Consider the following 9,622-nt stretch of genomic DNA (forward strand, 5'->3'; position numbering starts at 1 on the left):
CGCACCCGTTACCTCTGGGAAGCGGTCGCCCGGATCAGGGGCTCGAACTCGCGCCGCACATAGGTGTCGAACGGCGCCGTCAGGGCGCCGTCGATCACGCGCCGAACCCCGTGCTGCGCCGCGAACTCCTTGAGCGTGGCGCGAGAGTCCGGCCCTACGCCCCCGCCGATGATCAGCAACCCGAACTCCTCGGCCTCCAACAGCTTCCGGGCCTCCTCGTCGCTGCTCACTCCCTCCGCATCGAAACCATCCGCGCGCAGCGTGGCCAGCACATCCGTCACCCTCGCGGGCGTCCGTCCCAGCACCAGCGTCCTCATGGCCGTTCCTCCCAGGTGTCGACATCTGCACCTTCGAACCTAGAAGCTCGACTCGACTTGAGGTCAACCCGGCCGCCCACCCCGGCACCCGGATCGCCCGCCGGACACGCCTCGCCGACCGTTCAGAATGTGACCCTGGCCTGACCTCGCGACGTGCACACCGCTCGGACGCGACGGAACCGGCAGCTCTGCCTGCGCGTTGGCACCACAGGACTTCGAGGGAGAGAGCCGTGTCGAGTATGAGTTTCCCGCCGGCGCGGGCGGTCGGACGCGGTGCGGCCTGGTACCGCGGGGACTGCCACGTGCACTCGGTCGCGTCGGACGGGGAACTCACGCCTGAGGAGTTGGCCGGCCGGGCGCGCGCTGCCGGGCTCGACTTCATGGCGACGACGGAGCACAACTCACCTGCGGGACCGGGTGTGTGGGGGCATCTGGCTGCCGATGACTTCTTGATCGTTCTCGGTGAGGAGTGACCACGAAAAACGGGCACTGGCTCGCGCTCGGTATCGACCCGGGCGAGGTTGTCGACTGGAACCACCAGGTCAGGGACGGGCTGATCGATGGGTGCCTGGAGCAGGTCCACCGAGTTGGAGGGGCAGATCGGCACCCCCCACACGGTGGTCTTCGCCGAGGAGCTGAGCACCGAGGCGGTCCTGGCCGGAATCCGTGCCGGCCACAGCTGGATCGCCGAGTCGGCCGACGTGGACGTGTCGTTCACCGCCCACACCGACGGTCGCTCTGCCGGGGTGGGAGCACGGCTCGCCTCTCATGGTGGGCAGGTCGAAGCGCGGGCGGCAGTACGAGGTGTGCCAGAGGGGGCCGTCAGCTTCCACACCGATCGAGGGAAGGTTCACCGGGCGTCGCTCCCCGGCGACGGGTCAGGTGTGGTGCGGTGGAACACGACGGCGGAGGACTCGGCGTTCGTCCGCATCGAGGTCCGCCATCCCACCGGGCACGTCGCCGCGGTGACGAATCCCGTCATCCTCACCTGACCGCTTGTTTCTCCGTACGGTGCGTAGCGACCGCGACGCAGGGCGCCGCGGGTGCTCAGGGCAGACCTGGGTGGAGGTCGGCGCGTCGGCATCGGCCTGCGCCTGCGCCTGCACCTGCTGGAGCAGCCGCTCCCAGGTCCCGTCGGCGGACCAGCGCCGATGGCCCTCGTAGACGGTTTTCCACGGCCCGTATCGTTCCGTCAGGTCACGCCACTGCACTCCGGTCCGCACCCTGTGCAGAATCCCGTTGGCCACCTGGCGGTGATCACGCCACCGTCCGCAGCGGTTGTTATCCGCAGGCAGCAGCGGCTCCGGACGTCGCCGTTCAGCCTCTGTCAGATCCCCCCGGCCGGTCCTACAAGAGCCAACGAACCAGTGGACGGCATGGACACGGTCAGCACCTGCGATGCCACCACGACAACTCCGGATCTGTCATGGGCTCGTGATGCGTTCGCCTGAGCAACACCTCATCCAGGCTCTCGACCTGTACCCGGAGCTGAGCAGCGGCACTCGCTGGCAGCATCAGCAGAGCTTCTTGAAGCTTGTCCCGAGCCCAGCCTTCACCACAGCAGGGACAGGTGAACTCGGCCTCTCCACGACTCCAACGGCGCTTGGTGCCGTGGACGCGGACAGACCAGACGCTCAGCGCCACCGACACGATGCCCGGGGTCAAACGTTCCCGTTCGAGGGCGCGGACGGCCGCGTTCGCGGCTCCCGACAGTCTCGGGACATCGCGATAGCGCACCCAGGGTCGTCCCCAGCTGCGTTGACGCGGCCGAAGTGAAGCTGGTGTTCTACGCGGCACGGCCCCTTCGGACATCAGTCATAGGCAACATCGTTCCACAGCCCAAGATCGACCGGACAGCCCTTAGCGCTGCGGTGCCAGGGAGCGCAGGACGTCGAATTCATTGCCCTCCGGGTCGGCCATGACCACCCAGTTCCGGCCTGGGCCTTGACCCACGTCCGTCCTGGTGGCGCCGAGGCCGAGCAGTCTGGTCACCTCGTCCTCGGTGCTGCCGTCGATCGGGCTGACATCGAGATGAAGCCGGTTCTTGCCGGCCTTGCCCTCGGGCACACGGATGAAGACCAGGGTGGGCGGCATCTGGCGGGCCCGGACATCTTCGACGGTCGGGACCCAGGAACCGATCTCCACCTGGTCCTAGCTCCGGTCGATGACCTTGAAGTCCAGGACCTCGCACCAGAAGGTCGCAAGCCTCTCCGGATCGTGGCAGTCAACGGTCAACTCGGTGAACCTGCTTGTCATGCTTCTCCCAGATGGTACGGACAGGGCTCAGCGTAGGTAGCTGCGGACCGCCGGCGCGAGTCCGGCGCGGGCGGCGAGGCGGGCGGCAGGCGGGAGGGGAGCGGTGGAGTGGGGTTTCGCGTGGGCTGCCCGACCACAACTCACCCGCTGTTCGTTGCCTGGGCGGCGGCTCGGAGGACGCGCGATTCGGCGACGGTGCGCCGGGCGTTGACTGCCAGATGCAGGACCATCGTACGAACTCCGGCAACGGCACGGTGGGTTGGCACGAACCACTGGCTTTTCAACTGTGCCATGCGCTGATGAGTGGTGATGAACGGGCGCAGACGGGCTTCCCCTGCGGTCAGCGCTGCGGTGAGGTCGTCGGGGTGCTCTGCCAGGACGTGGCCGAGTTTCGCCTCCCGGGTTTCGCCTGGCTGCCCGCCGCGCGATGGGCGGCAGGCAGCCGAACAGGTAGGGCTGGAGGGCGGCCGAGGGATCAGGGCACGAAGACCAGGCGCTCGCTGGTCTTCTCGGACCATGTCCGCGCTATCTGCGACAGCGGCACGGCACGCGCCTGTACGTCGACGGCGCCCTCGGCCACCGCATTCACCAGCTCCGGCAGTTCGGAGATGAAGTCACGGGGAGAGACCGAGCCGATGCCGCTGCCCACGATCTCGAGCCGGGCCGACCGCAGCGCCGTGGAGGGGATGAGGGCGGATGCACCTGCCATGGAACCGATCTGAATCCAGGTCAGCGGCGCGGAGCGGTCGGCGCGGGCGGTAAGTATCGGAAGCATGGCGTCGGCGGCGGGAGTGCCCCACACGAAGTCGAGGACGACGTCGACGTCGGCTGCGGCGGCGACTTCGTCGAAGGTGAGCGCCCGGTCCGCGCCGAGGTCGGACAGCGCCTTGAGTCGTGTGGCGTCGCGGCCGACGGCGAAGACCTGGGCGGCGCCGAACCGCTTGGCGATCTGAACAGCCATGCGTCCGGCGCTTCCGGTGGCCCCGAGGATGAGAACGCGCTGACCCTCACGGAAGGTGATGCGGCGGCGCAGAGCGACCCAGGAGGACATGCCCGGGTTGATCGCCGCCGCGATCCGGACGGGATCCACGTCGTCGGGAAGCGCGACGCTTCGGCGGGTGTCGATCACGGTGCGTTCGGCGAAGGTGCCGAGGTTCGTGTCGTCCAGCGCTGCGTAGCGCAGGCGGCCCGAAGAGTCCCGTACGACTCCGTCGGCCCCGGGCACCAGCGGGAAGACGCCGGTGGCGGAGTAGTGGGTGCCGTCCGCCTTGGCCCGGGTCAGGTGGTGCAGGCCGGCCGCGAGGACGTCCACGACGATCTCGTGCTCGCCCTGGGCCACAGGTTCGGGGTGCTCGCCGTAGACGGGCGGTGCGTCGTACGCCGTGATGACCGCAGCATGCATGAGGTGCTCCTCGAGAGTGGTTTGTATTACCAATCACTAATAGAGTTGTTGGTAATGCAAACAATGTCAAGTAGGGTGGCACGCATGGTTCCCGACGACTCCACGGACGCCCTGGTCGACGGTCTGGTCCGCAGTGCCTTCCAGGTCATGGGCGTGCTCACACGCATCGGCGCCGAACACGACCTGTCCCTGACCCAGCTGCGCGTGCTCGGCATCCTGCGGGACCGACGCCTGCGGATGAGCGACCTCGCGGCCTTCCTGGGACTCGACAAGTCGACGATGTCCGGCCTCATCTCCCGCGCCGAGCGGCGCGGGCTGCTGACGCGCGGGACGAGCCCCGAGGACAAGCGCGCCGTTGTCGTCCTGATCACGGATGCCGGACGCGAACTCACCCAGCGGATGTACGAGGAAGGCATGGAAGCCCTCGCACCGGCCACCGACCGCCTCGATCCGGAGCGGCGCCAGCAGCTCGCTCAGCTGCTCGAGCCCCTCCTCTCCCCGCCCCTGTCGGCAACGCCGCGCCCCGAACGCCCGGCGCGCGGCACACCCTGAGCCCGGGACCGCCCACCGACGCAGGTGGCCGCTCAGCTGTGTGGGCGGGTGGACGCACTCCGCGGTCGGTGCCGGTCGCCGTACCGGGTCCGGGTGGAGCCGCCGGCGGCGGAGTCGGTCCGGATGTCGGCCGAAGCGACGCCGCGCAGGACGACCACGAGTGAGGGGAGGAACATGGGAGACATAGCAGGCATGCCGACGTCCTCGGCACCCTGAGCGGGCGGGCCGCGGTGGCCCGACTCACATCGGCCGGCGCCGGTCGAGGACGCGGGTCTGAGGCGGAGAAGGCGTCGGCGGGAAGCCGTCGGTCGGGTCGGCCGGGCGGAGGCGGAGGTGCCGCGGCGCAGGGGGCGTGGAACCCAGGGCGCGGCCGTCGAGGACAGTGACGGGGTGACTCATGCGTGCACCGATCTTGCGTGGCAGGCGCGATGTCAGCGCCGAGACCGCTCCCGACCTGGCTGCCGAGCCTTCCTCCTGCTGGGTCACGCCACGCACCACCTGCCCCTGGTGACGTGCCGACGGCGTAGGAGACATGGGCGGGCGAAGTCCGCTGGCAACGTCGAGCTGCTCCAGCGGCCCTGAGCACGCAGCCCAGCCGGCGCCCCCGGGACACAGGGGGCGTCGTACGGAAGGAGTCACGGTGAACGCATCACAAGGTCTGCGCGTGGTGGTGACGGGCGCGACCGGGAACGTCGGAACGAGCCTCGTCCGGGCTCTGTCGCAGGACCCCGACGTGAGGTCGGTCCTGGGTCTGGCACGGCGGCTGCCCGACCTCACCCTGCCCGGCGTGGAGTGGGGCAAGGTCGACCTGTCCCGTCCGGACAGCGTGCGGGCGCTCGCTCCCCTGCTGGCGGGTGCGGACGCCGTCGTCCATCTCGCCTGGCGCTTCCAGCCCACCCACGACCCCGTCGTCACCTGGCGCAGCAACGTCGAGGGATCTTTGCGGGTCTTCGACGCGGTACGCACGGCGGGCGTTCCGGCTCTGGTCCACGCCTCCTCCGTGGGTGCCTACTCGCCCGGCCCCAAGCGGGAGCCGGGGGTCGACGAGCGGTGGCCGACGCATGGGTGGCCGGATGCCGCATACTGCCGGGAGAAGGCCTATCTGGAGCGGGTCCTCGACACCTTCGAGCTGCGGCACCCCCAGATTCGGGTGGTACGGATGAGGCCCGGCTTCCTGTTCAAGGAGACGGCGGCCCCCGAGCAGAAGCGCATCTTCGGCGGGAAGTACCTTCCCGGCGTGCTGCTCCGCCCCGACCTGCTGCCCTTCGTGCCTGACCTGGAGGGGATGAGGTTTCAGGTGCTGCACACGGACGACGCGGCCGAGGCGTACCGGCTCGCCGTGCTCACCGATGTGCGCGGCCCCTTCAACCTGGCCGCCGACACCGTGACCGATGCCCGTGCGCTCGGCGCCCTCCTCGATGCGCGGGTGGTGCGCGCACCCGTACCGCTGGTTCGGGGTGCGCTGGCCACCGCCTGGCACGCGCGGGCTGTCCCGGCATCGCCGCATCTGTTCGACGCCGTCCTGCGGCTGCCGGTCATGGACTGCGCGCGGGCGCGCGAGCAACTCGGCTGGCGGCCGCGGCACTCGGCCTCTGACGCGCTGAAGGCCTTCCTGCGCGGCGTCGTCCGCGGAGAGGGCGAAGAGACCGCCCCGTTGGCCGGCAGCCGGTGGGCCTGATGAGTAGGGACCGGGTCCGGCGCCCTGTCCTACGTTCCGTCCCGCGGGGGAGTAGCAGCGCCGCGGCGGGCGCCGGAGGACTGCCGCGGCTGCCCCCTGTACGAAAAGGACGCGACGCAGACCGTGTTCAGGGGCCGCTGCTCCGACCCGCCCATGGCCACGGCCGTGACCTGCCCGCCGGGTCAGCCGTCGTAAGGGAACACCACGGCACAACACCCCCTCTCGACGCACCTGCGTCGCAAGCCCTCCGCACCTCTGTGCCCGCAACTCCGCTTCCGTAACGTACGGCCAACCCCTTCCCGGGCGGCGCGAGGTCGCTCGCCGTGCGAACTACGACACCGCGCGGACCCGGAAGGGTTCCGAGGGTGCAGTTTCCGCTGGTGGACGCTCCGTTGAGGGGTCCTGCTCGCGCCCGGACCGAACCGAGGTATCCCGAGTTCACGCTGGGGGTGCGGGCGTGGATCCGATGGCGGTGGGGACATTTCACAGGCGTACGCCGGCAACCTCGGGGCAGGCCGGATGGGGGTCACCGGCAACAGGCCCACGGGCGGCCCGTCCACTGTCCGCGTTACCCCTGCCGTGCACCGCAGACAGCCTTGCCGGAGAGTGTTGACTTCGGCAACTAGTGTAGATTCACTAGAGCTGACCTGATGTCCTCACGCTATGGGGTAGTGATGCGGCAGCTGACGACAAGGGACCCCTCCGAAGGCAGGGTTCGTGGGACCGAGGTGCGCAGGTGCGTGCCGGGTTTGAGCGGGGAGGGGTGCGGGACGCCGTGACCACTTACCCCTTCACCTCGCGCGTCGTGGTTCATGCGGGCGTCGCGCGAGTGATTCTCGCCGGTGAACTCGACCTCCAGACCGGCCCCGCCGTCCGGGAGGCGGTAAGAGCCTGTCTGGCGAAGGAAGCGACCAGTCTCTGCCTCGATCTGACCGATGTCGCCTTCTGCGACTGTGCCGGTCTGACCGCTTTGCTCAGGGCGCGGGCAGCCGTTCTTGGGACCGGCGTGGATTTCGTGGTGGAAGGAGTCGGAGTTCAGTTGGCGCGGCTCCTCCGCCTCATCGGGGCCGAGGGCATGTTCGTGGAGAGGGACACGAACCCGGGATCCGCTCAATGGGCTTCGGGCACGGCAGGAACACACCGTGGCGCCCCATCGGCGGCCCCCGCCGGGTTGCCACCCCGGAGACTGGCATGATCATGCGATCCGCCACCTGCAAGGATGCCTTGATGCCTTCACCTTCCCCGTACACCCGACCGGTCAGGATCCTGCTGGTAGAGGACCACGACATGGTGGCCGAGGCGATATGTCTCGCGCTGGAGCGCTCGCCCGAGCTGAAGATCGTGGCGCGTGCGGGGTCGGTGGCATCGGCACTGGTCGACGCACAGCGACACCAGCCGGATGTCGTACTGATGGACCGGCGCCTGCCGGACGGGGACGGGGTCACCGCCATTGCCGAGCTGCTGGCGCTCGCGCCTGACGCCCGCGTCCTGGTCCTGGCGGGTGAAGGCAGCGCATCGGTGGCCGCGCGCGTCGCGGAGGCGGGCGGAGCAGGCCTCATTTTGAAGGCCCGTGGTCTGCGCGAACTGGAAGAAGCGGTACATCGGGTGGCGGCCGGCGAGGTGGTGTTCAGCCAGGATCTGCTGGGCGACGTTCTGGACCAGCTGACCGGCAGGGCGCCGGGGCTCGGTGCCAACCTCACTCCCCGGGAACGTGAAGCTCTTCATCTCCTGGGAGAGGGGCGCACCACCGCGGAGATCAGCGATCAACTGGGGGTTGCCCTCAACACAGGGCGCAACCACGTCCAACGGGTGCTGGAGAAACTGGGTGCGCGTTCCCAGCTGGAAGCCGTGACGATCGCGCGACGGGAAGGACTCCTCACGTGACGCAGCAGCCGCAACAGACTCGGGCGCGCAAGGCAGCGGCTCCACTGTCGGATGCGGCCTTCACGCTGCTGGTCCAGGGGGTGCTGGACTACGGCATCTTCATGCTCGACCCGCAGGGCTACATCATCAGCTGGAACGCGGGGGCGGAGCGTATCAAGGGGTACAGGGCGGAGGACATCGTCGGCCAGCACTTCTCGGTCTTCTACCCGCCTGAGGACCAGTCATCGGGCAAGCCGCAGTGGGAGCTGGAGACCGCCGTGGCCGAGGGCAGACTGGAGGACGAGGGCTGGCGCGTACGCAAGGACGGCTCCCGGTTCTGGGCCAACGTGGTCATTACCGCCCTGTGGGACGAAGAGGGCGTGCTGCAGGGATTCGGAAAGGTAACCCGGGACATGTCCGAACGGCGGGCGGCGCAGCATGCCCTCACCGAGCGTCGACGGCTGTTCGATCACCTGGTCCAGGCGCAGGAGACCGAACGCCGCCGGATCGCATGGGACGTCCACGACGACTCCATCCAGGCGATGGTCGCTGTCGGGATGAGGCTGGAATTGCTGGCGGACCGAGTACCGGAGGCGTACGCCGCGGAACTGCGGCGTCTCGACACATCGGTCAGCGAGGCGATCGGCCGCCTCCGGAGCCTGACCTTCCGGCTGCATCCACCCGGGATCGACCGGCATGGCCTGGTCGACGGACTCTCCAGCCACTTGGATGACGTCGTGGGCTCCTCCTGGGGTATGCCCTACTCGTTCGAACACCGGCTGGACCGAGAACCTCCGCCCGAGATGGCCATCACCATCTTCCGAATCGTTCAGGAGACACTGCTGAACGTGCGCAAACACGCGCATGCGAGCAGAGTCGACGTCTCCATCGAATCGGCGGACAGAGGAGTCCTCACGCGAGTCAAGGACGACGGAACAGGCGCGCCCATGTCCCAGGACGGCACCCGCGAACACTTCGGGGTCATCGAGATGAGGGAGAGAGCCGAGACGGCAGGGGGGTGGTGGTCCATGCACAGCCGCCCCGGAACGGGCACGACAGTCGAGTTCTGGGTGCCGAATCCGCTGCCGGTTCCGGTCTCGACGTCGGAGGACGATGCGCCGTGACCGCGGCGACGCCGGACGGTTCCCCCGGTTCACCGTTCAGCGTGATCCTCTGCGATGACAACGTCATGCTCCTGGAGTCGCTGAGCGAGGTCGTTCAGGCGCAGCCCGACCTTGATGTCGTCGGCACCGCGCGCAGCGACGAGCAGGCCCTTCGGCTCGCGCACCGCCATCAACCGGACCTCGTGATCCTGGACGTCCGCTTCCCCGGCGGAGGCCCCTCCGTTGCCAGGGCCATCGCACGGCGCTCACCCGGCAGCCGAATCGTGGCGTTCTCCGCGTACGACGACAAGGGTTCCGTCGAGCAGATGATGAGCGCCGGCGTCTGCGAGTACGTACTCAAAGGGGTGAGCAACCGGGAGCTCATCGCAGCCCTGCGCCGGGCGGTAACGGAACCTCGGTGAAGACGCGGTGGGCCTTCACCGAGGTTCCG

General features: G+C 68.9%; 11 protein-coding genes and 3 pseudogenes. 9 read left to right on the forward strand and 5 right to left on the reverse strand.

Annotated elements, in window-relative coordinates; translation table 11 throughout:
• Positions 1-8: 8 nt before the first annotated feature.
• Entirely contained in the window at positions 9-317 is a 309-nt protein-coding gene (locus ABZ434_RS32000; RefSeq protein WP_359144129.1) for a hypothetical protein, read from the reverse strand.
• A gap of 230 nt (positions 318-547) precedes the next feature.
• On the opposite strand from ABZ434_RS32000, the gene ABZ434_RS32005 reads away from it, so the two are divergent.
• Together ABZ434_RS32005 and ABZ434_RS32010 are read left to right on the forward strand one after the other, a co-directional pair.
• The gene (locus ABZ434_RS32005; protein ID WP_359144132.1) at positions 548-790 is read left to right on the forward strand and encodes a PHP domain-containing protein; all 243 of its coding nucleotides are present in this window, start codon (positions 548-550) and stop codon (positions 788-790) included.
• Positions 791-877: 87 nt separating this feature from the next.
• Positions 878-1,309, forward strand: coding sequence for a hypothetical protein (locus ABZ434_RS32010; protein WP_359144135.1), 432 nt, complete (start codon positions 878-880; stop codon positions 1,307-1,309).
• Positions 1,310-1,408: 99 nt separating this feature from the next.
• On the opposite strand, the pseudogene ABZ434_RS32015 reads toward ABZ434_RS32010, so the two are convergent.
• From ABZ434_RS32015 to ABZ434_RS32025, 3 genes and pseudogenes are all read right to left on the reverse strand, one after another.
• Positions 1,409-1,648: pseudogene (locus ABZ434_RS32015) on the reverse strand (transposase); the annotation flags it as partial.
• A gap of 529 nt (positions 1,649-2,177) precedes the next feature.
• Positions 2,178-2,573 (reverse strand): annotated as a pseudogene (locus ABZ434_RS32020) (VOC family protein).
• Positions 2,574-3,048: 475 nt separating this feature from the next.
• Positions 3,049-3,975, reverse strand: coding sequence for a zinc-binding alcohol dehydrogenase family protein (locus tag ABZ434_RS32025; RefSeq protein WP_359144138.1), 927 nt, complete (start codon positions 3,973-3,975; stop codon positions 3,049-3,051).
• 84 nt (positions 3,976-4,059) lie between these two features.
• On the opposite strand from ABZ434_RS32025, the gene ABZ434_RS32030 reads away from it, so the two are divergent.
• A complete protein-coding gene (locus ABZ434_RS32030; RefSeq protein WP_359144141.1) occupies positions 4,060-4,527 on the forward strand; it encodes a MarR family transcriptional regulator in 468 nt (155 codons plus the stop codon).
• Positions 4,528-4,559: 32 nt separating this feature from the next.
• Here the strand turns inward: ABZ434_RS32030 and ABZ434_RS32035 are convergent, their stop codons facing one another.
• Positions 4,560-4,721 (reverse strand): hypothetical protein, encoded by a 162-nt coding sequence (locus tag ABZ434_RS32035; RefSeq protein ID WP_359144143.1) that lies wholly within the window; start codon positions 4,719-4,721, stop codon positions 4,560-4,562.
• A gap of 446 nt (positions 4,722-5,167) precedes the next feature.
• Here ABZ434_RS32035 and ABZ434_RS32040 point away from each other — a divergent pair, with 446 nt between their 5' ends.
• The 6 genes and pseudogenes from ABZ434_RS32040 (at position 5,168) to ABZ434_RS32065 (ending at position 9,593) form a co-directional block, all read left to right on the forward strand.
• Positions 5,168-6,205: an NAD-dependent epimerase/dehydratase family protein gene (locus ABZ434_RS32040; protein WP_359144146.1), complete on the forward strand. Its 1,038-nt coding sequence runs from the start codon at positions 5,168-5,170 to the stop codon at positions 6,203-6,205.
• A gap of 24 nt (positions 6,206-6,229) precedes the next feature.
• Positions 6,230-6,334: pseudogene (locus ABZ434_RS32045) on the forward strand (uracil-DNA glycosylase); the annotation flags it as partial.
• A 676-nt stretch (positions 6,335-7,010) separates the two neighbouring features.
• Complete coding sequence (locus ABZ434_RS32050; RefSeq protein ID WP_359144165.1) at positions 7,011-7,400, forward strand: STAS domain-containing protein; 390 nt, start codon at positions 7,011-7,013, stop codon at positions 7,398-7,400.
• On the forward strand, positions 7,397-8,089 hold the full coding sequence (locus ABZ434_RS32055; RefSeq protein WP_359144150.1) for a response regulator transcription factor: 693 nt from the start codon (positions 7,397-7,399) through the stop codon (positions 8,087-8,089). The genes ABZ434_RS32050 and ABZ434_RS32055 overlap by 4 nt, the downstream gene beginning before the upstream one ends.
• On the forward strand, positions 8,086-9,192 hold the full coding sequence (locus tag ABZ434_RS32060; RefSeq protein ID WP_359144153.1) for a PAS domain S-box protein: 1,107 nt from the start codon (positions 8,086-8,088) through the stop codon (positions 9,190-9,192). The genes ABZ434_RS32055 and ABZ434_RS32060 overlap by 4 nt, the downstream gene beginning before the upstream one ends.
• On the forward strand, positions 9,189-9,593 hold the full coding sequence (locus ABZ434_RS32065) for a response regulator transcription factor (RefSeq protein ID WP_359144156.1): 405 nt from the start codon (positions 9,189-9,191) through the stop codon (positions 9,591-9,593). Before ABZ434_RS32060 ends, ABZ434_RS32065 begins: the two co-directional genes overlap by 4 nt.
• Positions 9,594-9,622 lie beyond the last annotated feature (29 nt).

The sequence above is a fragment of the Streptomyces sp. NPDC005761 genome (genome assembly GCF_040630635.1).
Taxonomy (GTDB): domain Bacteria; phylum Actinomycetota; class Actinomycetes; order Streptomycetales; family Streptomycetaceae; genus Streptomyces.

Bases quoted from the DNA above. Each gene is read 5' to 3' on its own strand.
- ABZ434_RS32000 (WP_359144129.1), bottom strand. From the start codon at position 317: ATGAGGACGCTGGTGCTGGGACGGACGCCCGCGAGGGTGACGGATGTG.
- ABZ434_RS32010 (WP_359144135.1), top strand. From the start codon at position 878: ATGGGTGCCTGGAGCAGGTCCACCGAGTTGGAGGGGCAGATCGGCACC.
- ABZ434_RS32025 (WP_359144138.1), bottom strand. From the start codon at position 3,975: ATGCATGCTGCGGTCATCACGGCGTACGACGCACCGCCCGTCTACGGC.
- ABZ434_RS32030 (WP_359144141.1), top strand. From the start codon at position 4,060: ATGGTTCCCGACGACTCCACGGACGCCCTGGTCGACGGTCTGGTCCGC.
- ABZ434_RS32035 (WP_359144143.1), bottom strand. From the start codon at position 4,721: ATGCCTGCTATGTCTCCCATGTTCCTCCCCTCACTCGTGGTCGTCCTG.
- ABZ434_RS32055 (WP_359144150.1), top strand. From the start codon at position 7,397: ATGATCATGCGATCCGCCACCTGCAAGGATGCCTTGATGCCTTCACCT.